At 75.1% G+C, this 22,211-nt stretch carries 20 protein-coding genes and 1 pseudogene; 5 read left to right on the top strand and 16 right to left on the bottom strand.

Translation table 11 applies throughout. From position 1 onward, the window contains the following. Positions 1-2,194: aminopeptidase N (gene pepN, locus IDM29_RS04635; RefSeq protein ID WP_188037245.1), on the bottom strand; the 2,194-nt coding region annotated here is incomplete at its 3' end. A 197-nt stretch (positions 2,195-2,391) separates the two neighbouring features. Here pepN and IDM29_RS04640 point away from each other — a divergent pair. Together IDM29_RS04640 and IDM29_RS04645 are read left to right on the top strand one after the other, a co-directional pair. Beyond that, on the top strand, positions 2,392-2,994 hold the full coding sequence (locus IDM29_RS04640; RefSeq protein WP_182113493.1) for a DsbA family protein: 603 nt from the start codon (positions 2,392-2,394) through the stop codon (positions 2,992-2,994). Between the two features lie 138 nt (positions 2,995-3,132). Beyond that, complete coding sequence (locus IDM29_RS04645; RefSeq protein WP_182113494.1) at positions 3,133-3,711, top strand: hypothetical protein; 579 nt, start codon at positions 3,133-3,135, stop codon at positions 3,709-3,711. A gap of 88 nt (positions 3,712-3,799) precedes the next feature. Here the strand turns inward: IDM29_RS04645 and IDM29_RS04650 are convergent, their stop codons facing one another. Then, entirely contained in the window at positions 3,800-5,806 is a 2,007-nt protein-coding gene (locus IDM29_RS04650) for a M13 family metallopeptidase (protein WP_188037246.1), read from the bottom strand. A 56-nt stretch (positions 5,807-5,862) separates the two neighbouring features. Between IDM29_RS04650 and IDM29_RS04655 the strand changes: the two genes are divergently transcribed. Continuing rightward, positions 5,863-6,306 (top strand): ribose-5-phosphate isomerase, encoded by a 444-nt coding sequence (locus IDM29_RS04655; RefSeq protein WP_188037247.1) that lies wholly within the window; start codon positions 5,863-5,865, stop codon positions 6,304-6,306. A 21-nt stretch (positions 6,307-6,327) separates the two neighbouring features. Here IDM29_RS04655 and IDM29_RS04660 read toward each other — a convergent pair whose 3' ends face one another. Continuing rightward, a complete protein-coding gene (locus IDM29_RS04660) occupies positions 6,328-7,635 on the bottom strand; it encodes a GNAT family N-acetyltransferase (protein ID WP_255491807.1) in 1,308 nt (435 codons plus the stop codon). Positions 7,636-7,723: 88 nt separating this feature from the next. Between IDM29_RS04660 and IDM29_RS17625 the strand changes: the two genes are divergently transcribed. After that, a complete protein-coding gene (locus IDM29_RS17625; RefSeq protein WP_188037248.1) occupies positions 7,724-8,848 on the top strand; it encodes a PP2C family protein-serine/threonine phosphatase in 1,125 nt (374 codons plus the stop codon). A gap of 6 nt (positions 8,849-8,854) precedes the next feature. Next, positions 8,855-9,193: an MGMT family protein gene (locus tag IDM29_RS04670; RefSeq protein WP_182113498.1), complete on the top strand. Its 339-nt coding sequence runs from the start codon at positions 8,855-8,857 to the stop codon at positions 9,191-9,193. Between the two features lie 4 nt (positions 9,194-9,197). On the opposite strand, the gene IDM29_RS04675 is transcribed toward IDM29_RS04670, so the two are convergent. From IDM29_RS04675 to cysK, 13 genes and pseudogenes are all read right to left on the bottom strand, one after another. Then, positions 9,198-9,737 (bottom strand): CoA-binding protein, encoded by a 540-nt coding sequence (locus tag IDM29_RS04675; protein WP_182113499.1) that lies wholly within the window; start codon positions 9,735-9,737, stop codon positions 9,198-9,200. Next, positions 9,734-11,095, bottom strand: coding sequence for an O-acetylhomoserine aminocarboxypropyltransferase/cysteine synthase family protein (locus IDM29_RS04680; protein WP_182113500.1), 1,362 nt, complete (start codon positions 11,093-11,095; stop codon positions 9,734-9,736). Before IDM29_RS04680 ends, IDM29_RS04675 begins: the two co-directional genes overlap by 4 nt. After that, positions 11,092-13,206 carry an acetate--CoA ligase gene (gene acs, locus IDM29_RS04685; protein WP_375372396.1) on the bottom strand — a complete coding sequence of 705 codons (2,115 nt, stop codon included), beginning with the start codon at positions 13,204-13,206 and terminating at the stop codon, positions 11,092-11,094. The genes IDM29_RS04680 and acs overlap by 4 nt, the downstream gene beginning before the upstream one ends. 2 nt (positions 13,207-13,208) lie before the next feature. Further along, positions 13,209-14,168 (bottom strand): ABC transporter permease, encoded by a 960-nt coding sequence (locus tag IDM29_RS04690; RefSeq protein WP_188037249.1) that lies wholly within the window; start codon positions 14,166-14,168, stop codon positions 13,209-13,211. A 24-nt stretch (positions 14,169-14,192) separates the two neighbouring features. Continuing rightward, the gene (locus IDM29_RS04695; protein ID WP_182113502.1) at positions 14,193-15,245 is read right to left on the bottom strand and encodes an aliphatic sulfonate ABC transporter substrate-binding protein; all 1,053 of its coding nucleotides are present in this window, start codon (positions 15,243-15,245) and stop codon (positions 14,193-14,195) included. Positions 15,246-15,345: 100 nt separating this feature from the next. Next, a complete protein-coding gene (locus tag IDM29_RS04700; protein WP_188037250.1) occupies positions 15,346-16,200 on the bottom strand; it encodes an ABC transporter ATP-binding protein in 855 nt (284 codons plus the stop codon). A 394-nt stretch (positions 16,201-16,594) separates the two neighbouring features. Further along, positions 16,595-17,761 (bottom strand): benzoate/H(+) symporter BenE family transporter, encoded by a 1,167-nt coding sequence (locus IDM29_RS04705; protein WP_182113504.1) that lies wholly within the window; start codon positions 17,759-17,761, stop codon positions 16,595-16,597. A gap of 56 nt (positions 17,762-17,817) precedes the next feature. Continuing rightward, entirely contained in the window at positions 17,818-18,831 is a 1,014-nt protein-coding gene (locus IDM29_RS04710) for a DUF1648 domain-containing protein (protein ID WP_182113505.1), read from the bottom strand. Next, entirely contained in the window at positions 18,828-19,181 is a 354-nt protein-coding gene (locus IDM29_RS04715) for a GntR family transcriptional regulator (RefSeq protein WP_182113506.1), read from the bottom strand. The genes IDM29_RS04710 and IDM29_RS04715 overlap by 4 nt, the downstream gene beginning before the upstream one ends. A gap of 27 nt (positions 19,182-19,208) precedes the next feature. Continuing rightward, positions 19,209-19,637, bottom strand: a pseudogene (locus tag IDM29_RS04720) (RES family NAD+ phosphorylase); the annotation flags it as partial. A gap of 143 nt (positions 19,638-19,780) precedes the next feature. Then, positions 19,781-20,203, bottom strand: coding sequence for a hypothetical protein (locus tag IDM29_RS04725; protein ID WP_182113508.1), 423 nt, complete (start codon positions 20,201-20,203; stop codon positions 19,781-19,783). Positions 20,204-20,273: 70 nt separating this feature from the next. After that, on the bottom strand, positions 20,274-20,858 hold the full coding sequence (gene epsC, locus IDM29_RS04730) for a serine O-acetyltransferase EpsC (protein ID WP_188037251.1): 585 nt from the start codon (positions 20,856-20,858) through the stop codon (positions 20,274-20,276). 3 nt (positions 20,859-20,861) lie between these two features. Next, positions 20,862-21,797 carry a cysteine synthase A gene (cysK, locus tag IDM29_RS04735; RefSeq protein ID WP_188037252.1) on the bottom strand — a complete coding sequence of 312 codons (936 nt, stop codon included), beginning with the start codon at positions 21,795-21,797 and terminating at the stop codon, positions 20,862-20,864. Positions 21,798-22,211 lie beyond the last annotated feature (414 nt).

Genomic DNA, 22,211 nt, shown 5'->3' on the forward strand with positions numbered 1-22,211 from the left:
GGGCCGCGGCCGCGGCGCGCTCGCCGGTCGCCGTCGCGTCCGCCGCGAGCTGGGCCGCGATCTCCGGCTCACCCGCGCGGCCACCGGCCGCCAGGCTCGTGAGCAGCTCCCACCGCAGGTCGGTGTCGATCGTCAGCCCGTCGAGCGCTGCGCTGCCGTCGAGCAGCGCGGCCACCGCGTCGAGCTGTGCGGGCGTCGCCGCGCGGGCGGCGAAGGCCTTGAGCAGCTGGAGCTGGGTGTCGCTGCCCGGTGCGGCGGCGCGCGCGAGCGCGAGCAGCCGGTCGGCCGCCTCGCGCCCGACCGCGTCACGGTGCTCGGGGGCGACGTACAGGTCCAGCGCGGTGGTGAGCTGGCGCAGCAGCACCAGCACGACCGAGGAGTCCGTCTCGTGCGCGATGTTGGCGAGCACGAGCGCCACGAAGTCACGGGCACCGAGCTCGCCGTCGCGCGCCATGTCCCAGGCGGCGCTCCACACGAGCGTGCGGGGCAGCGAGTCCGTGAACGAGTGCAGGTGCGCCGTCGCCAGCTCCAGCGACGCCGGGTCCAGGCGCACCTTGGCGTACGCGAGGTCGTCGTCGTTGACCAGGATCAGGGCCGGGCGCTCCTGGCCGACGAGCTCGGGGACCTCGGTGCGCTCGCCGTCGACGTCGAGCTCGACGCGCAGCGTGCGCTCGAGGACGACGGCGCCGTCGGGCTGCTCGACGAGGTCGTAGCCGCCGATCGCCAGGCGGTGCGGACGCTGGACGGGGTGCTCGGCCGGCACCTCCTGCAGGACCGCGAAGGACCTGATGACGCCGTCCGCGTCCGTCTCGACCTGGGGCCGCAGGAGCGTCACGCCGGCCCGCTCCAGCCACAGCGCGGACCACGGGGCGAGGTCGCGGCCGCTCGTCGCCTCGAGCTCGGTGAGCAGGTCCCGCAGCTCGGTGTTGCCCCACGCGTGCTTCGCGAAGTACGCGCGCACACCGGCCAGGAACTGCTCCTGGCCCACCCAGGCCACGAGCTGCTTGAGGACCGAGGCGCCCTTGGCGTAGGTGATGCCGTCGAAGTTCACCTCGACGTCCTCGAGGTCGCGGATGTCGGCGACGATCGGGTGCGTGGACGGCAGCTGGTCCTGGCGGTACGCCCAGGACTTCTCGAGCGAGGAGAACGTCGTCCACGCCTGGGTCCAGCGCGTCGCCTCGGCCGCCGCGAGGGTCGAGGCGTACTCGGCGAAGGACTCGTTGAGCCACAGGTCGTCCCACCAGCGCATGGTCACGAGGTCGCCGAACCACATGTGGGCGAGCTCGTGCAGGATCGTCACCGCGCGGCGTTCGACGGTCGCCTCCGGCACCTTGGAGCGGAAGACGTAGTTCTCGAGGAACGTCACCGCCCCCGCGTTCTCCATCGCGCCGGCGTTGAACTCCGGGACGAAGATCTGGTCGTACTTGGCGAAGGGGTAGGGCATCCCGAACGCCTGCTCGTAGAACGCGAAGCCTGCGCGCGTCACGTCGAGGATGTTGTCGGTGTCGAGGTACTGCGCGAGCGACGCCCGGCACAGCACGCCGAGCGGGATGGTCCGCCCGTCGCTGCTCGTGAGCTCGCCGTCCTCACGGTGGTAGGGCCCCGCGACGATCGCGGTGATGTAGCTCGAGATCCGCGGCGTCGGGGCGAAGGACCAGCGCGCCACGGGCGAGTCGGTGCCGGTGAGCAGCAGGGGCTCGGGCGTCGGCGAGTTCGAGATCACGGTCCAGTGCGCCGGTGCGGTCACGGCGAAGGCGAAGGTGGCCTTGAGGTCGGGCTGCTCGAAGACGGCGAAGACCCGGCGCGAGTCCGCGACCTCGAACTGCGAGTACAGGTAGACCTCGTCGTCGACGGGGTCGACGAACCGGTGCAGGCCCTCACCGGTGTTCATGTAGGCGCAGTCCGCGACGACCCGCACCTCGTTCTCCTCCGCCAGGCCCTCGAGCGCGATCCGCGAGTCGGCGACCACGACGGCCGGGTCGAGCGACCGGCCGTTGAGCACGACCTCGTGCACGGTGGGCGCGATGAGGTCGAGGAAGGTCGCCGCCCCGGGGGTCGCCGCGAACCGCACCACGGTGGTGGAGGCGAACGTCCGGGGACCGGTGGTCAGGTCGAGGGCGACGTCGTACGAGTGCACGCGGACGAGGCCGGCGCGCTCTCGTGCCTCGGCGCGGGTGAGGTTCTCAGCGGGCACGGTGGTGGGTCCTTCCGGCGGCGGGCGGTGGCCGGCGCAGGGCCGGCCCGGTGCTGCCGCGATCCTTTCACGCCGCGCTGGGCCCGCCGGGCCACGCCCCGGCGCCGGCACCTCGGTTGGCGGCGCGCGCACCGCTGGGCCAGAGTGCGGTGGCCGCCAGACCCTGGACGAGCACGACCCCGACCACGAGGAGCCGCATGACCACCGCCGAGTTCTGGTTCGACCCCGTCTGCCCGTGGGCGTGGATGACGTCGCGCTGGATGACCGAGGTCACCCGGGTGCGCGACGTCGACGTGCGGTGGAGCGTCATGAGCCTCGCGGTGCTCAACGAGGGCCGCGACCTGTCCGAGTCCTACCGGCGCTCGATGGACGCGGCGTGGGGACCGGTCCGCGTCGTGACCGCCGCGCGCCTGGCGCACGGCGAGGACGTCGTCAAGCCGCTGTACGACGCGATCGGCACGCGCCTGCACCCGGGCGGGCGCGCCGGCGAGCGCATGGCCGTCGTCGCCGAGGCCCTGGACGACGTCGGCCTGCCGGCCGAGCTTCTCGCCGCGGCGGACACCGACGAGTACGACGACGCCCTGCGCGCCTCGCACCAGCGCGCGATCGATCTCGTCGGGGACGACGTCGGCACGCCCGTGATCTCGATCGACGGGGCCGCCTTCTTCGGTCCGGTGATGACTCCCGCGCCCAAGGGCGAGGAGGCCGGCCGCCTCTGGGACGGTTTCGTCCTCGTCACCGGCGTCCCGGGGTTCTACGAGCTCAAGCGCTCGCGGACGCAGGGGCCGATCTTCGACTGACGGACCGCGGCGCGCCCCGGCGCGGTCCCGGGAGCGCCCTGGGCCGGCGTCGGGGCGTGTCGCGTTCACCCGTTCGGCCGTGGCATGCTGCCGTGTCGACCGATGGTCGATCAGGTCGGACCGGCAGCGAGGAGCACGATGGCGGACGGGTCGCCCGCGGCGGGCGGGGCTCGCCGTGGCCTGGGTCCGGGACTGACGACGTTCGTCGTCGTCGACGTGATCCTGGTCGTGACGTTCTTCATCCTGCTGGCGATGTCGGGAGGAGGCGGCGGCGGCGAGCCCGTCGCGGAGCCGGAGCCCTCGCCAGCGAGCGTCGAGCCCGAGACCACGCCCGAGGCCAGTGCGCCGGAGGAGCCGGAGGACGTCGAGGCCCTGCCCGCGTTCACCCTGCCGAGCGGCAACATCTGGTGCTCGATGACCGACACGTCGGCGACGTGCACGATCTTCAGCTTCACCTACCCCGCGCCGGACCTCCCCGAGGGCTGCACCGGCACCGCCGGGAACGTGCTCGAGGTCGTCGTGGGCCAGGACCCGCGCTTCGCGTGCGTGGAGGGTTCGCCGCCCTCACCGCCGGAGGGCACGCCCATGCTCGACTACGGACAGGGCTCGACCATCGGCGAGATGACCTGCCTGAGCTCGCGCAACGGGGTCTTCTGCCGCCACAACCCGACCGGCGACGGGTTCTCGCTCGCCCGCGCGGGCGCGCAGTTCTTCTGACGGACGCCCGCCCTCCGACGGAGCGCGCCGTCCTCGCCGGCCGAGCCGGGCGCGCTCCCGCCGGACGTGCCGGCGGGAGCGCGGCGCCTCACCAGATCCGGACGCGCTCCTCGGGGGCGAGGTACAGCGCGTCGCCCGGCTGCACGTCGTACGCGGCGTAGAACTCGTCGAGGTTGCGCACGACGCCGTTGCACCGGAACTCGTTGGGAGAGTGCGGGTCCGTCGCGAGCCGGCGCACCATCTCCTCGTCGCGCATCTTGCTCTGCCACACCTGCGCCCAGCCGAGCAGCACGCGCTGCACGCCGGTGAGGCCGTCGATCACGGGCGCCTCCTCGAGCGGGCGCCCGAGGGCGATGCGGTAGGCCTTGAGCGCGATCGACAGGCCACCGAGGTCGCCGATGTTCTCCCCGACCGTGAGCGCGCCGTTGACGTGGTGCCCCGCGTCGAGCTGCTCCGGGCTGAAGGCCGCGTACTGCTCGACGAGGGCGCGGGTGCGCTTGTCGAACTCGGTGCGGTCCTGCTCGGTCCACCAGTCCTCGAGGCGGCCGGCGCCGTCGTACTTGCTGCCCTGGTCGTCGAACCCGTGCCCGATCTCGTGACCGATGACGGCGCCGATGCCACCGAAGTTGACGGCGTCCTCGGCCTCGGGGTCGAAGAACGGCGGCTTGAGGATCGCGGCGGGGAAGACGATCTCGTTCATGCCGGGGTTGTAGTAGGCGTTGACCGTCTGCGGCGTCATGAACCACTCGTCGCGGTCGACGGGCCGGCCGATCTTGCGCAGCTCCCGGTCCTGCTCGTACGCGTAGGAGCGGCGCACGTTGCCCAGCAGGTCGTCGGCCGTGAGCTCGAGGCCCTCGTAGGACTTCCAGCGGTCGGGGTAGCCGATCTTCGGCGTGAACGCCTCGAGCTTCGCGAGCGCCTTGGCGCGCGTCTGCTCACCCATCCAGTCCAGGCCGGTGATGGACTCGCGGTAGGCCTCGACGAGGTGCGCCACCAGCTCGACCATGCGCTCCTTGTGCGCCGGCGGGAAGTGGCGCTCGACGAAGACCTGGCCGACGGCCTCGCCCAGCGCGCCCTCGACGAGCGAGACCCCGCGCTTCCAGCGGTCGCGCAGCTCGGTCGTGCCGCTGAGGACGGTGCCGTAGAAGTCGAAGTTCGCGCGCACCACCGCGTCGTGCAGGTAGGGGGCGCGGGCGCTGACGAGGTGGTAGCGGAACCAGGCCCGCCAGCGGTCCAGGGGCGCGTCGGCCCAGAGGCGCGCGAAGCCCTCGGCGAAGTCCGGCTCGCGCACGACGAGCTGGTCGAACGCGCTGCTCGGCACCCGGAGCGCGGCCGCCCAGGCGGTCCAGTCGAAGCCCGGCGCGCGCTCGACGAGCCCGGCGAGGGTCATGGGGTTGTACGTGAGGTCGGCGTCGCGGTCGCGCACGACGTCCCAGTGGGCGCCGGCGAGGTCCGTCTCGAGCGCGACGACGTCGTCCGCCCCGGCCTCCGCGGCGCCCGCCTCGAGGCCCGTGAGCCGCAGCATGCGCGCCACGTGCGCGCGGTACTTCTCGCGCACCGGCGCGTACTGCTCCTCGCGGTAGTACGCCTCGTCGGGCAGGCCGAGACCGCCCTGCGTGAGGTGCACGACGTAACGGTCGGGGTCCTTGGCGTCGTTGTCGACCCAGAAGCCGACGGCGCCCGCACCGCCGGTGCGCTGGAGCTCACCGAGCAGGGTCGTCAGCGCGGCGCGGTCCGGCGCGGCGTCGATCGCCGCCAGCTCCTCGCGGAGCGGCTCGAGCGCGAGGCGCTCGACGGTCTCGGTGTCCATGAAGCTCGCGTACAGGGCGCCGACCTGGGCCGCGGCGCCCGTGACCGCGCCACCGGCGGCCACGCTCGCGCCGAGCTCCTCGATGATCGCCCGGACCTGCTCCTCGGCCTCGTCGTGCAGTGCGCGGAAGGCGCCGTCGGCCGCGCGGTCGGCGGGGATCACGTGCTCGGCGAGCCACCGGCCGTTGACGTGGCGGTAGAGGTCGTCCTGGGGGCGCACGGCGGGGTCGAGCGCCGCGCGGTCGATCCCGCTGCGCAGGGTCTCGGTGTCCTGAGGGGTGGTCATCGCCCCAGGTTAGGCGAGCGGCCCGCGGCGGTCGCGCGTGCTGGCAGGATGGCGCCATGCGCATCCACATCGCCGCCGACCACGCCGGGTTCGAGTTCAAGGCGCACCTCGTCGAGCACCTGCGCGCGGGTGGCCACGACGTCGTCGACCACGGCGCCCACGTCTACGACGCGGAGGACGACTACCCGTCGTTCTGCTTCGCGGCGGGCGAGGCCGTCGTCGCCGAACCGGGCAGTCTCGGCATCGTCATCGGCGGCTCCGGCAACGGCGAGCAGATCGCCGCGAACAAGGTGCGTGGCGTGCGGGCGGCCCTCGCGTGGAGCACCGAGACGGCCGCCCTCGCCCGCGCGCACAACGACGCGAACGTGGTCGCGATCGGCGCGCGTCAGCACTCCGTGGACGACGCGACGGCGATCGTCGAGACGTTCCTCGCCGAGCCGTTCAGCGGCAACCCGCGCCACCAGCGCCGCATCGACCAGCTGGCGGCCTACGAGGCCTGACGCCCACGCCGGCGCGGCCGCTCAGAAGCCCCAGCTGCACCCGGGCGCGAGCGGCCAGCCGAACGCCGTGGCGGTCGGCGCCAGCGAGCCGGGGCGTCGCTCGGCGACCAGGCCGGCGCCGGCGAGGGCAGCCAGGCTCGTGCCGCCCAGGTAGGCGGTCCCGAGCTCGCGGACGTCCAGCGCCAGGTCGGCGTCCCGCGACGCCGGTGCCACCTCGGCGCCCTCGGCGTCGCCGCGCAGGTGCCACCGGCCCGTGTTGGCGGGGACGAGGTCGTCCGTCACCTCCAGGACGACGTCGACGGGCGCGGCGTACCGACGCGCCGCGAGGGCGGCCGGGACGTCGAGCACCCGGACCCACACGTGGTCCGGCGTGCGCGGGAGCGCCGCCCGCAGGTCGACGAGCAGGTCCGCGATCGGGTCGTCCACGGGCAGGTGATGCGCCTCGGTGGTCGCCATGAGGTCGAGATCCACCAGGACGCCCCACAGGGCCCGTGCCGCCGCGGGCTCGGCCGCCATGATCTCGCGGACGTCGACGCGCCCCCGCGGGCCTGCGGGGTCCCTGACCGGGGTGCGCCGGAACATGGCGTACCCGACCGGCTCGCCCTCGCGCTCGGCGACGGCGATGCGCAGCGTCTCGGCGCCGTCCCGCAGGGGCTCGGGGTCGTCGAGGAAGACGCGGCGCAGCTCCGGCGTGTCCCGTGTCGCCCAGCCCGGGCGCTCGACGGCGCCGTGGAGCCGGTGCACCAGCGCGTCGTGGCGCTCGGGGTCGAGACGTTCCAGGCGGACGCGCACGTCCCGCCAGCCCGGGACGTCGCGCAGCGCGGCGCCGCGGGGGATGGTGAGCGCCAGCCGCCTCATCGCCATGCCGTACCCGAACCGTCCGTAGATGGCCGGCTCGGCCGCCGTGAGCGCCGAGACGGCCTCCCCACGGGCGAGGCTGCGGCCCACGTGGTCGGCGATCATGGCGCGCAGCAGGCCGCGTCGCCGGTGCGCCGGGTGGACGGCCACCCAGGTCAGGCCGGCGACCGGCGTGCGCGCACCGGGGACCGGGAACGTCGTGAACGGGTAGGACGCGTGGAGGCCCACGAGCTCACCGTCGTCCGTCTCGATGCCGCGCGTGCGCTCCCAGGTCAGGGGCGTCGGCCACGTGTGCGTCTGCGCCTCGATGCTCGTCGGGAACGCCCACGCGTCGAGCGTCAGCATCTCCTCGCGGCGCTCCGCGGTGACGTCCACGAGCCGGTAGCCGCCGGGCAGGGGGGACGGGCGCACGGCCGTGGTGGCCGTGGGGCCGGTGCGGGGCGCGGTGGGCTCGGAGCCGGGTGAGTTCACGGCCCCATCCTGGCCGCGCGGCGCGCCCGGGTCACCCCGTTTCGGCACGGGAGGGCCGCGAGGGGCCCGCGCTCGGTAGCCTCGCCCCGTGAGCCTCGCCGCAGCGCCACGCCCGGTGGCACGGACGAGGCGGACCCGTGCCGGTGCCCCGCGCCGCCTGCGGCGCCTGCGCGCCCCGCGCCGCTCGGCGCCCCTGAGCCGCCAGGTGCTCTCGGGAGCCGCGCTCGTCGCCGCCTCGGGCCTGGCGGCGGCCGGGATGATCGTCGAGCCGCGGTGGGTCCCGCCCGGCGTCATGCTCTTCGTCATCCTGCTCGGCGTGTTCGTGCTCCGCCTGCGGGCGATGGTGGTGCTCTGCGTGGCCGTCGCCGTGCAGGTGGCCGCCCTCGAGCTCACCGGACGCGTGCGTCTCGCCCCGGGAGAGCTCGCGGTGCTCGTCCTGGCCATCGCCTGCGGGCTGGCCTTCGTCCGGTCCCGGGAGCGGCGGGGCCTGCAGGGCGCGGCGAGCGACCTCATGCTCGTCGACCTGCGGGACCGGCTCGTGCAGCACGGCCGCATCCCGCCCCTGCCCGAGCGCTGGCGGGTCGACAGCCTCGTGCGCTCCGCCTACGGGGAGGCGTTCTCGGGCGACTTCGTCGTCGCCGCGCGGAGCCAGCACGACCTGCAGCTCGAGATCGTCCTCGTCGACGTCTCCGGCAAGGGCCAGGAGGCCGGCGTGCGCTCGCTCCTGCTGTCGGGCGCCTTCGGCGGGCTGCTGGGCGCGATGCCGCGCGAGATGTTCCTGCCGGCGGCCAACGACTACCTCCTCGCGCAGGCCTGGGAGGAGGGCTTCGCGACGGCGGTCCACGTGGCCGTGCGCCTCGACACCGGCCGCTTCTGGATCTCCACCGCGGGCCACCCGCCGGCGGTCCACCTGCACGCCGGCTCGGGCCGGATCGAGACCGTCGACACCTCCGGGGGGCCCGCGCTGGGGGTCGTGCGGGCGCCGGTCTTCGCCGTGCACGAGGGGCAGCTGGAGCGGGGGGACACGCTCATGGTCTACACGGACGGCCTCATCGAGTCCCCGGGCTCCGACGTCGAGCTGGGCATCGACCGGCTCATGGGCCAGGCCGAGCGCATCGTCTCGACCCGGACCGGCGGCGCCGACGCGGTCCTCGCCGGCGTCCGCGCGGGGGAGGGCGACGACCGCGCGCTGATCCTCATCCACCGCGACTGACGCCCCGTGGACGACGACTACCTCGAGGCGGTGCTCGACCTCGTCGCGCAGGTGCCCGCCGGGCGCGTGGTCACCTACGGGACGGTCGCCGAGGTCCTGGCGGACGCGCTCGGACGCGGCGGCCCTCGCCAGGTCGGGCGGGTCATGGCGCGCGCCGGCGCGGACCTGCCCTGGTGGCGGGTGGTCAACGCGTCGGGCCTGCCGCCCGCCCACCTGCGGGGCGAGGCCCTCGACCGGCTCGCGGCCGAGGGCTGCCCGCTGCTCGGGCACGGCGAGGCGCGCCACGTGGCGGTGCGCCGTGCGCTGTGGTGGCCGGACGACGACCGCGACGACGCGCCGCGCTGACCACTCAGCCCAGCGCCCGCCGGGAGCTGATCACCCCGGTGTCGAAGCCCGCGAGGTGCAGCCCGCCGTGGAACCGCGCGTGCTCGATCTTGACGCACCGGTCCATGACCACGTCCAGACCCGCGGCCTCGCCGCGCCGGGCGACGTCCTCGTGCCAGGAGCCGAGCTGGAGCCACAGCGTCCGCGCCCCCACCGCGACCGTCTCGTCCAGGACGCTCGGCAGGTCGTCGTGCCGGCGGAAGACGTCGACGAGGTCGGGCACCACGGGCAGGGCGTCGAGCGAGGGATACACCGGGCGCCCGAGGATCTCGGTCGCCCGCGGGTTGACGAAGTACACGTCGTAGGGCGACGACGACAGCAGGTACGTCGCGACGAAGTAGCTCGCGCGCGAGGCGTTCGCCGACGCGCCGACGAGGGCGATCGACCGCGTCCGGCGCAGGATCGCCAGGCGCTCGGCGGCGCTGGGCCCTGCCCACGTGCGGGCGGTCGGGGCGGGCGCCGGCAGGGCGCAGGCGACGGCGTCGGCCGGTGGCTCGAGGCTCATGCGGGGACCTCCGTGGGGACGGGCGCGACGGCGGGACCCACCGCGGCGTCCAGGGCCTGGTCGAGGTCCCAGAGGATGTCCTCGACGTCCTCCAGTCCGACGCTGATGCGGACCAGGTCCGCCGGGACGCCGGCGGCCTCGAGCTGTTCGGGCGAGAGCTGCTGGTGCGTGGTCGACGCCGGGTGGATGACCAGGGTGCGCGAGTCGCCCACGTTGGCCAGGTGGCTCGCGAGCTGGAGCGACTCGATGAAGCGTCGCCCGGCGTCGCGGCCCGGCACGTCGTCCGAGCCGCGCAGGCCGAACGCGAACACCGCGCCCGGCCCCGCCGGCAGGTACCGCGCGGCGCGCTCGTGGTGCGGGTGGGAGGGCAGGCCGGCCCAGTTGACGTAGCCGACCCGCGGGTCGGCCTCGAGCCACGCCGCGACGGCGCGCGTGTTCGCCAGGTGCGCGTCGAGGCGCTGCGGCAGGGTCTCGACGCCCTGGAGGAGGTTGAACGCCGACTGCGGGGACAGCGCCGGTCCGATGTCGCGCAGCTGCTCGGAGCGCAGCTTGGTGAGGAACCCGTACTCGCCGAAGTTCTCCCACCACGAGACGCCCCCGTACGAGGCCACCGGCTCGGTCATCTGGGGGAACTTCCCGTTGCCCCAGTCGAAGCGCCCGCTCTCGACGACGACGCCGCCGAGCGTGGTGCCGTGCCCGCCCAGGAACTTCGTGACCGAGTGGATGACGACGTCCGCCCCGTGCTCGATCGGGCGGCACAGGTACGGCGTCGCGAGCGTCGCGTCGATGACCAGGGGGACGCCCGCGGCGTGCGCCACCTCGGCGAGGCCGGCGATGTCGGTGACCTCGCCCGAGGGGTTCGCGACGACCTCCGCGTAGACCACCTTCGTCTCCGGCCGGATCGCCGCCGCGTAGTCGGCCGGGTCGGTGCCGGGGACGAACGTCGTCGCGACCCCGAAGCGCCGCAGGGTGACGTCGAGCTGGGTGACCGTGCCGCCGTAGAGCGAGGCGGCGGCCACGACGTGGTCGCCCGCGCCGACGAGCGCGGCGAAGGTGATGAACTCCGCCGACATGCCCGACGCGGTGGCGACCGCGCCGATGCCGCCCTCGAGCGAGGCGATGCGCTCCTCGAGCGCCGCCACCGTCGGGTTCCCGATGCGCGAGTAGATGTTGCCGTACTTCTGGAGCGCGAAGAGGTTCGCCGCGTCGGCCGTGTCGCTGAAGACGAAGCTCGTCGTCTGGTAGATCGGCACGGCGCGGGCGCCGGTCGTGGCGTCGGGGACGCCGCCCGCGTGCAGGGCGCGCGTGCGGAACCCCCAGCGCCGGTCGCTCGTGGGTGCCTGCGGGGTGTCCGTCACTGGACCGTCTCCTTCGGGTGGGCGTGCGCGTGGGTGTGGGGCGCGTGCCGGGCGGCGAGCACGGCCTGGATGCGGGCGAGGGCGCCGGGGTCCTGCAGCGAGGTGACGTCGCCCAGGGCGCGGCCGGCGACGAGGTCGGCGAGCAGGCGGCGCACGATCTTGCCCGAGCGCGTCTTGGGCAGGTCCGGCACGACGACGACGTCCCGCGGCTTGGCGATCGGCCCGATCTCGCGCGCGACGTGCGTGCGCAGCGCCGCGGCGACGTCGGCCGCGTACGCGACCCAGGCGGCCGCGTCCGCCGCCGCGGCCGGGGCGCGCGCCGGGATGACGAACGCCGCCACGGCCTGACCGGTGGTCGGGTCGTCGACGCCCGTCACGCCCGCCTCGCCGACCAGCGGGTGGGCCACCAGCGCCGACTCGATCTCGATCGTCGAGAGGCGGTGCCCGGAGACGTTGATGACGTCGTCGACCCGGCCCAGCAGCCAGATGTCGCCGTCGGCGTCGTAGCGGGCGCCGTCGCCGGCGAAGTAGTAGCCCTGCGCGGCGAAGCGCGACCAGTAGGCGTCGCGGTAGCGCTCCGGGTCGCCCCACACGGTCCGGGCCATGCCCGGCCAGGTGCGGTCCAGGACGAGGAGGCCGCCGGCGCCGGGCGCGACCTGCTCGCCGCGCTCGTCCACGACCTTCGCCGAGATGCCGGGGAGCGGACGCGTCGCCGACCCGGGCTTCAGCGTGCTCACCCCCGGCAGCGGGGCGATCATCGCCGCGCCCGTCTCCGACTGCCACCACGTGTCCACGATCGGGGCGTGACCGCGGCCGACCTGCTCGTGGAACCACACCCAGGCCTCGGGGTTGATGGACTCGCCCACCGTGCCCAGCAGCCGCAGGCTCGACAGGTCCCAGGTGTCGGGCAGGCCGTCCGGGTACCACGTCATGAAGGTCCGGATCAGGGTCGGGGCCGTGTAGTAGGTCGTGACGCCGTAGCGCTCGATGATCTCCCAGTGCCGTCCGGGGTGCGGCGTGCCGGGTGTGCCCTCGTAGATCACCTGCGTGACGCCGTTCGCGAGCGGTCCGTAGATCTCGTAGGTGTGGGCGGTGACCCACGCGAGGTCCGCGGTGCACCAGTGCACGTCGTCCTCGCGGACGTCGAAGACCGCCCAGTGCGTCCACGCCGCCTGGGTGAGGTAGCCGCCGGCCGTGTGGACCAGCCCCTTGGGCTTGCCGGTCGTGCCGGAGGTGTACATCACGAACAGCGGCGTCTCGGCGTCGAAGGCCTCGGCGTCGTGCACGTCGGACGCCCCGTCGACGACGTCGTGCCACCACACGTCGCGCCCCGGCGTCCAGGGCACGTCGGGCGTGAGGTCGCCCGTGCGCCGCACGACCAGGACGTGCTCGACGTGGTCCAGGCCCGCGACGGCGGCGTCGGCGCTCGGCTTGGTCGCCACCGCGGCGCCGCGCCGGAACTGGCCGTCCGACGTCACCAGGAGCGTGGCGCCGGTGTCCTGCAGCCGGAAGCGCACCGCCTCGGCGGAGAACCCCCCGAACACGAGCGAGTGGACCGCGCCGATGCGCGCGATCGCGAGCGTCACGACGACGGTCTCGAGCAGCACGGGCAGGTAGACCACGACGCGGTCGCCCCGGCCGACGCCGAGCGCCAGCAGGGCGTTCGCGGCGCGGGAGACCTCGCGCTGGAGCTCGGCGTAGGTGACGCTGCGCCGGTCGCCCGGCTCGCCCTCGACGTGCAGGGCGACCTTGTCGCCGCGGCCCGCCGCCACGTGCCGGTCGACGCAGTTCACGGCCACGTTGAGGCGCCCGCCCTCGAACCACGTGGCGCGCGGGACGGTGAGCTCACCCGGGCGGTCGGGGTCGGGCACCGCGGGCGCCCAGGTGTGGGCGGTGTGCCACGGCTGCGCCCACTCGAGGCGCTCGGCGGCCCGCTCCCAGAAGCCGACGTGGTCGGCGTCGCCCTCGGCCGCCAGGCGCGCGTGGTCCGCCGGGGTGACGTTGGCGCTCGCGCGCAGGTGCGCCGGGGCGGGGTAGGCGCGGTCCTCGGTGAGCAGCGCCGCGATCGCGTCGGACGCGCTCGCGGGGCGGGGGAGCGTGACGGGCTGGATGTCTACCACCGGCGCAGGAGCCTCTTCTCGGCGACGCCGATGAGGGCGTCGGTCAGCTTGCCCAGCACCGCGAGGGTGACGAGGGAGAGCAGGATGCGGTCGACCCGACCGTTGTTGGTCGAGTCGGTGAGCAGGAAGCCGAGGCCCATCGACGACGCGATGAGCTCGGCCGCCACGAGGAACAGCCACGACTGCGCGAGCGCCAGCCGCAGCCCGGACACGACGGCGGGCGTCGCCGCGGGCAGCTGGACACGCAGCAGCAGCGCGGGTCCGCGCAGGCCGTAGGCCCGGCCCACCTCGACCAGGTGCGGGTCGACGTGGCGCAGCGCCGAGGCGACGGTCGTGTAGACGGGGAAGAAGGCGCCCACCGCGACGAGCAGGACCTTCGAGTCCTCGTTGATCCCGATCCACAGGATGAACAGCGGCACCCACCCGAGCGACGGCACGGCCCGCACGGCCCCGACCGTGCTGGCCAGGAGCGAGTCCGCGAGCCGGGACAGCCCCACGAGCGCCCCCGCGCCGAGCCCGGCGAGCGACCCGATGAGGAACCCGAGCAGCACCCGCTGGACGGAGATCTGGATGTGCGTGCCGAACGTCGGGCCGTTCTCCCAGGTCGCCAGCTCGACGCCCGCCCGGACCACGGCGCCGGGGGAGGGCAGCTGGTGGGGCGCGAAGGTCCCCGTCACCTCCGTGGCGACGTACCACGCGAGGAGCACGAGCACCGGCACGACGAGCGAGAGCGCGACGCGCCCGGCCCGGCCCACGCCCCGGCGCGCCGCACCGTCGGCCGCCGGGCGCGGGCGCTCGACCGTCACGACCCCGTGCTGCGTGACGAGGGCGGGGTCGGACGGCGCGGCGTCCTGCGGTCCCGCGTGCGGACCCCGCGGCAGGTCCGGCGCGCGCGGCGGACGGCGGTCCTGGTCCGCGGCGGGCCCCGCGCCGGTGCTCCCGAGCACACTCATGTCGGCTCCTCGGCTCGCTGCCGGTCAGTCCGCGATCGTGGACGCGTCGGCCTGCTCGGCGAACTGCGTGTCGAACAGCTCGTCGATCGCCGTGTCGATCTGCTCCTGGGACCGGACGTCGCCGGACTCGACGAAGATCGGGCCGACCACCTCGAGCACGTCCCGCTGCGCGTCGCCGGGCACGACGTCGAGGTCGATCACCGTGCGCTCGAGGATCACCTTCTGCGCGACCGCGAGGTCGATCGCCGCGACGTCGGCGAGGATCTGCGCGGTCTCGTCCGGGTGCTCCAGCGCCCACGCGCGCGCCCGCTCGTACGCGTCGAGCACGAGCTGCGCGAGGTCGGGGTTCGAGTCGATGAACTCCTGCGTCGCGTTGAGGAAGCCGTAGGTGTTGAAGTCGATGTTGCGGTAGATCAGCTGCGACCCGGCCGTGGCCTCGCTCGCCGCCATCAGCGGGTCGAGCCCCGACCACGCGTCGACGGCACCGGACTCGAGCGCCGCCTTGCCGTCCGCGTGCTGCAGGTTCTGGACCTCGACGTCGCCCAGGGCGACGCCGTGCTCCTCGAGGGACTGGAGCAGGAAGAAGTACGGGTCGGTGCCCTTCGTGGCCGCGACCGAGCGGCCGGCGAGCTGCTCGACGGAGGTGATGTCCGAGCCCGCGGGGACGACGATCGCCGACCACTCCGGCTGGGTGTAGAGGCCGATCGTGCGGATCGGGGAGCCGTTGGCGCGGGCGAGCAGGGCGGCGGAGCCCGCCGTGGAGCCCACGTCGACGGCGCCGGCGCGCAGCGCCTCGTTGGCCTTGTTGGACCCCGCCGACTGGACCCAGTTCACGGTGACGTCGTCGCCGAGCGTCGCCTCGAGCCAGCCCTCCTCCTTGATGATCAGGCTGAGCGGGTTGTACGTGGCGAAGTCGATGGTCAGGACGTCGTCGCTCCACGCCTCGTCGCCGGCGGACGCCGCCGGCTCGGGCGCCTCGTCGATGGTTGCGGAGCCCTCGCCGGCCGCGCAGCCGCCGAGCATCAGGGCGACGGCAGCGGTCGCCGCGGTGACGGACAGCGTGGTGCGGATGCTCATGGCTTCTCCAGGACGGGCGGGCGGCCGGTGGCCGCCTGGGTGGGTGGTGCGCGGGTGGTGGTGCGGCGGTGCGGTGGTGCGCGGTCGGTGGTGCTCTGGGTCAGATCGAGTGGTGCTGGTCGGGGTCGACCGGCTCGTGGTGGCTCGGGACGCCGAGGCCGTCGAGGAGCCGCGCGCGCAGCAGCGCGAGCTCGGCGTCGGCCCGGTCGCGCGGCCGGGCGCCGGGGACCGTGACGACGCTGCGGACGCCGGCCGGCGCGGACCGGGGCGCGCTGTCGGCGCGGCCGAGCAGGACCACGCGGTCGGCGAGGTACAGCGCCTCGTCGACGTCGTGCGTCACGAGCAGGACGGTGGTGGGCTCCGCCGCGTGCACGTCGAGCAGGAGGTCCTGCATCTGCAGGCGGGTCAGCGCGTCCAGCGCCCCGAACGGCTCGTCCAGCACCAGGACCCCCGGGTTGCGGGCCAGCGCCCGGGCGAGCGACGCGCGCTGCGCCATGCCGCCCGAGACCTGGCGGGGCCGGTACCCCGTGCAGTCGCCGAGGCCCACGAGCTCGAGCAGCTCGGTGACCCGGCGCGCGCCCGCGGCCCGGTCGGTCCCGCGCGGCAGGCCGATCGCGACGTTCTGCGCCAGCGTGCGCCACGGCAGCAGGCGCGGCTCCTGGAAGGCGACGGCGCAGCGGGCGTCGACCCCGGTGACCGGCCGCCCGTCGATGAGGATCTCCCCGGTCGTGGGCGTGTCGAGACCCGCGACCTGGCGCAGGAGCGTCGACTTGCCGCAGCCCGACGCCCCCAGGAGCGCCACGATCTCCCCGGGGACCAGCTCGAGGTCGACGTCGGCCAGGACGGGCTTGGGTGCGCCGCGACGGTCGCGGGCAGGGAACGTCCGGCCGACGCCGCGCACGGCGACGCCGTGGGCCGGGTGGGTGCGCACGCTGGTGGGGGCGGAGATCGCCATGACGGGTCCTCGGGTCCTGCCGGCACGCGAGCGAGGGCTCGCGCCGGGCCGCGGGAGAGCGGGGCGGGGAGCGGGGGTGAGCGCCGGCGGCCTAGGTCCGTCGTCGGGCCGGGACGGACCGGCTCAACCGAGGCGGTGCGTCAGGCGCCGGCGCGTGGCATGCACAGACAGCAGCCACAGCCGAAGGGCATCATCGGCAGCGCCATCGACACGTCCTGGAGACGGTGCACGGCGCTACCTCCCTTCGGTCGGGTCCCGCGCGGACCCGGCGGGAGCCGGTCCGACATGCGAGACGGGTTGCCCGCTGGGCAAGACCCTCGTCGCGAGGCTAGGCGCGCGGCGGGCGGCAGGGCAACGCCCCGGGGAGTTCGTACCGCATGGCGAGACGCGCGTCTCAGGAACGCGCGGGCGGCCGCAGGAGCGCCGTGAGCACGAGCCCGGCGGTCAGGCCCCAGAAGGCCGAGCTGATGCCGGCGAGCTGGAGGCCCGACGCCGTCACGAGGAGCGTGACCGCCGGTGCCACGGCCGCCACGCCGACCCGGGTCGCGAACGCGCCCCGCAGCGCCGCCGCGAGGGTCGCGACCAGGGCGAGGCCCGCCGCCGCCTCGACCAGGCCCCCGGGCGCGGCCAGTGCGATCGCGGCCACACCCGCCGACGCGAGCCCGACGGTCACGTAGCCGAGTCCGGCGGTCACGGCGGCGCGCCAGCGGCGCTCGGGATCGGGCCCGGCCTCCGGTCCGGCCACCAGCGCCGCGCTGATGGCGGCGAGGTTGATCGCGTGTCCGCCGAACGGGGCGACGAGCACCGTGCCGAGGCCGGTGGTGAGCAGCACGGGGCGCAGCGAGGGGTGGTAGCCGAACCCGGCCAGCACGGCGAGCCCCGACAGGTTCTGCGACGCCATGGTCACCACGAAGAGCGGCACGGCGAGGGACACGACGGCGGCCACGGTGAGGGCCGGCGTGGTCCACACGAGGTCGGGCAGCCACGCGGACGCGTCCAGGTCGCGGACCGCGGGGGAGGTGAAGGCCAGCCCCGCGGCCGCGACGAGGGCCGCGGGCGAGGCCCACCGCGGCGCGAGCCGCAGCAGGAGCGCCCACACGACCACCACGGGCGCCACGAGCAGGGGCGCCTCCGCGAGGCCACGGACCGGCGCGAGGCACAGGTCCAGCAGCACGCCTGCGAGCATCGCGGCCGCGAGGTCGCCCGGGATGCGCCGGACGAGCTCCGCGAGGGGCGTGACGAGCCCGACGGCGGCGAGCAGGAGGCCGCACACGGCGAATGCGCCGACCGCGGCCGCCCAGCCGCCCTCGACGGCGCCGGTGGTGGCCAGGAGCGCCGCACCCGGGGTGGACCAGGCGACCGTCACCGGCTGGCGCGTGCGCAGCGCGAGCAGCACGGTCGCGAGCCCCATCCCGACGCTCACCACCATGAGCCCGGAGGCGGCCTGGGCGCCGGTGGCCCCGACGGCCCGCAGGCCCGCGAGGACCACCGCGAACGAGCTGGTGAAGCCGACCACCGCCGCGACGACGCCCGCCGTGGTGGTCTGGTCCGGTGCTCGCACGGGGCGCACCCTAGGGCGCGCGCCGGTGTCGTGGCCCGTGCCGGTCCATGCCTCGGTCAGTCGGTCGGGACCTCGCGCCGGCTCGCCAGGGTGTTGAGCAGGGCGGCGGCCGTCGCGGCGTCGTCGACGGTGACCACGACCCGCCGGCCGCCGGTGCGGTGGACGCGCAGCGCGTCGCCGCCGCGCACGACGACCCCGGTGGTGCCGTCACGGCCGGTGCGCAGCCCCCACCCGCCGAACTCGGCGAAGGGCCGCGCCGGGACCACGTCGGCGCGCTCGATCTCGTCCAACGGCACGCGCAGGACGGGCGCGCGCACCACCGAGCGTGCCGCCAGCCCGTCACGGTCGACGGTGACCGTCCACTGCAGCATCGCGGCGACCACCGCCCCGACGACCACGGCGATCGCGCCCGAGAGCCACCAGGTCCCGGTCATGGCGCCGACGATCAGCGCCGGCGCCACGACGGCGAGGCACATGGCGGCCGGGTGGCGCGGCCCCGCCCGGCGCACCCACACCGCGCTCTCGGAGTCGCCGAGCGCGAGCCGCGGGGCATCGGCGGGCGGCACGGAGCGCGCGGGACGCGGCGTGTCACCGGGGACGAGGCACGCGACGGCCAGCGCGGCGGCGCTCACGACGACGGCGCCGAGGGCGACCTGCCCGCCGCCGGAGGGCGCGGCCGACGCGTCGGCCAGCCCACGCTGGCCGACGAGCGACGCCAGGAGGGTCACCTGCATGAACCCGGCGAACCACACGGCCATGCCGCAGGCGAAGCGGCGCGTCATCGCGGCCTGGCCGGCGAAGGCGCCGACACCGGCCATGACCAGGCAGAAGACCGCCGTCGTCGCCGCGATGCCGAGCACGAGCGGCGGGAGCGCGCTGTACCCGTCGACGCCGTCGGCGCCCCAGTGCGACGCGACCGGGTCCGGCAGCTCGCCGCGCCAGGACCAGACCACCAGGAGGCCGGCGAGGGTCAGGAGGGCGGGCACGAGCAGGGTCCAGATCAGCGTCGTGCGCCGGTGCGGAACCGGCCCGGGCAGGACGGGGCGCGCGTCGGGTCCGGCGGTCGTCATCGGAGTGCCTCCTTGAGCAGGGCGATGGTGGTCTCGGGGGCGACGCCGAGCCGGCGCGCCGTGGCGGCGACCTCGGCCACCGCGGCCTGCAGCGGCGTGAAGTCGACCGCGACGTCGGCGCTCACCACCGCGCCGCGGCCGCGGCGCAGCTCGATGAGGCCTTCGTCGCGCAGCTCCTGGTAGGCCCGCAGGACCGTGTGCAGGTTGACGTCCAGGGACGCGGCGAGGTCGCGCGCCGAGGGCAGGCGCTCACCCGGGGCGACGTCGCCGCGCGCGATCGCCGAGCGCACCTGCGCGGCGAGCTGCGCGAACAGGGGCTCGGTCGAGCCGGCGTCGATCCGGAAGAGCATGGAGCCAGCATAGTTGTTACCCGACAACTAGAACAAGGGCTGGACGCCGTCGTCGGCCACGCGGACGGTCGGGGCCTCGCCCCGGTTCCAGCGGAACAGCACCAGGTGCCACAGTCCCGGCCGTTGCCGCGAGGGGTCGATCAGCCCGTTCGCGCCGGCGTCCAGGAGCCGGTCCCTGACCGTCCACGACGGCGGGGTGCCGCCCGAGGCGGCGATCTCCTGCCACGGGGCGGCGGCGTCCGCCGGCGAGATGCCGGCGGACTCCAGGGCGGCCCGATCCCGCAGGTCGACGATGCCGGACGCCTCGACCTCGATCCGGAGGATCTCGAGCGCCGCCGACCGCGCTGCCCGGTGGGCGGTCATCGCGACCCCGACGCCCTCGACCGACGAGCTCAGGTAGAGCGTCGGCTCGTCGGGCCTCGAGTAGCGCCCCGCCGAACGCGAGCCGGTGATCGCGTGCTCACGGAACCGGGGATCGACCGCCCGCTAGAACGTGCCGCGCACCGTCGGGGCGAACAGCACGTCGGCAGGGGGCACGGAGCCATCCCACCAGGGCGCCCTCGGGCCGGCCACCCGTGGGCCGCACGGCAGAGAGGGACTCAGAGCGAGCGGACGATGTCCACGGCCTGCTCGAGGCTCAGCATCGGGAGCCGGCGCATGACCGCGCGGGTGGCGGCGAGCTCGCCCTCGGTGTCGCGGACGGTCCGTAGCGCGTCCTGGTCGAGGCCGGCCCGAGCGGCCAGCAGCGATCCGGCGAAGGTGCGCGCGAGCTCCTCCCGCCGCCGTCGCCTGTCCACGGTGGTCGTCGCCGTCACGACGACAGCCAGGACGACGGCGAAGCCGCCCGCGACCGCGGACGCCGCAGGTCCCTGCGCCGCCGCGACCGCGAGCGCGCCGGTCACCCCGAACGCGAGGAGCCACATGAGCACGCGCAGCACGCGCCGGCGCCGGATCTCGTCGGCACCGGGCGGGCCGCCCAGGGGTCGGCCCTGCGTCATCGACATCTCGTCCCCCGTCGCCATCGTGGAGGCGCCAGGGTAGGGGCCGGCGCCGCGGGCGCCACCCGCCGGACGGGTGCTCCTGAGTCGCGGCCTAGATGTAGAGGGCGGGATCCTCGACGTGCTCGACGACCGGGGACGCCACGGGACGGCTCCGGACCACCGCGGGCACCCCGACGGCGGTGGCCCCGGCCGGGACGTCCTTGACCACGACCGCGTTCGCGCCGATCTGCGCGCCGTCGCCCACCCACACGGGACCGAGGATCTTCGCCCCCGCGCCGACGACGACGCCGTCGCCGAGCGTCGGGTGGCGCTTGCCGCGGCGCATCGCCTTGCCGCCGAGCGTCGCGCCGTGGAACAGGACGACGTCGTCGCCCACGACAGCCGTCTCGCCGATGACGATGCCCATGCCGTGGTCGATGAAGAGCCGTCGGCCCAGCAGCGCGGCGGGGTGGATCTCGATGCCGGTGGCGGCCCGCACCGCCTGCGAGAGCAGGCGGGCGGGCAGCCGCAGCGCGGGCTCGCGCCACATGCGGTGGGCCACCCGGTACGCCCACACGGCGTGGACGCCCGGGTAGGCCAGGGCGACCTCGAGCAGGGTGCGCGCGGCCGGGTCACGCCGACGAGCGGCGTAGAGGTCCTCGCGCAGGACCCGCAGGAAGCGCCAGAGGTGCTCCACGCGTCAGTCCATCAGGTCCGAGTAGAGGACCGACGTCAGGTAGCGCTCGCCGAAGGACGGGACGATGACGACGATCAGCTTGCCCGCGTTCTCGGGGCGCTGGGCGACCTGGACGGCGGCGTGGATCGCGGCACCGGAGGAGATGCCGACGAGCAGGCCCTCGCGCTGCGCGGTGTCGCGCGCGACGCGCACGGCGGTCTCGGCGTCGACGTCGATGACCTCGTCGTAGACCGACGTGTCCAGGATCTCCGGCACGAAGTTGGCCCCGATGCCCTGGATCTTGTGCGGGCCGGGCTGGCCACCGTTGAGGATCGGCGACTCGGCCGGCTCGACGGCGATGACCTGCACGCCCGGCTTGCGCTCCTTGAGGACCTGCCCGACGCCGGTGATGGTGCCGCCCGTGCCGATGCCGGCGACGAGGATGTCGACCTGGCCGTCGGTGTCCGCCCAGATCTCCTCCGCCGTGGTCGCGCGGTGGATCGCCGGGTTCGCCTCGTTCGCGAACTGGCGGGCCAGGATGGCGCCCGGGCGCTCGGCCGCGATCTGCTCGGCGCGGGTGACGGCGCCCTTCATGCCCTCGGAGCCCGGGGTGAGCACGAGCTCGGCGCCGAAGGCGCGCAGCAGGGCCCGGCGCTCCTTGGACATCGTCTCGGGCATCGTGAGCACGACGTCGTAGCCGCGCGCCGCGCCGACCATGGCCAGCGCGATGCCCGTGTTGCCGCTCGTCGCCTCGACGACCGTGCCGCCCGGGGGCAGCTCGCCGGACGCCTCGGCGGCGTCGATGATCGCGACGCCGATGCGGTCCTTGACCGAGCTCGCGGGGTTGTAGAACTCGAGCTTGGCGGCGACGGTCGCCCCGGCGCCCTCGGTCACGCGGTTGAGGCGGACCAGGGGCGTGCCGCCGATGAGCTTGGTGACGTCGTCGTGGATGCGTGCCATGGGGAGTCCTCGTCTGTGAGCCTGCGGACGCAGGTCGCCGAGCGTGCGGCGGGTGGGAGTGGAAGACAGATCTCGTTGATCGCTGCTGCAGCGGTGAACCACACGGCGGTGGCGATCATTCCGCTGCGGGGGCGAGCGCCGGGAGCGGGGAGGTCGACCGGGGCGTCCGCACACGGGGACGCACGCCCGGCCGGCGCGTGCCGGCGCTCTACCGACAGGAGGCGCGACAGGGCCCGTCGGGGGTGACCCCCGCCGGACGTCCGCTCGCGCGCTGCACGGTCGGGACGCTAGCGCGCGCCGCTCGCCCGCGGCAATCGCGGCCCGCGGGCGCGCCACCCGCTAGCCTGCCCTGCGTCGGCGCCCCCCGCGCGCCACCGCCCCCAGGAGGTCCCGTGCGCCTGCTCGACCGGCCGC

The organism is Actinotalea sp. JY-7885, assembly GCF_014525465.1.
Lineage (GTDB): Bacteria > Actinomycetota > Actinomycetes > Actinomycetales > Cellulomonadaceae > Actinotalea.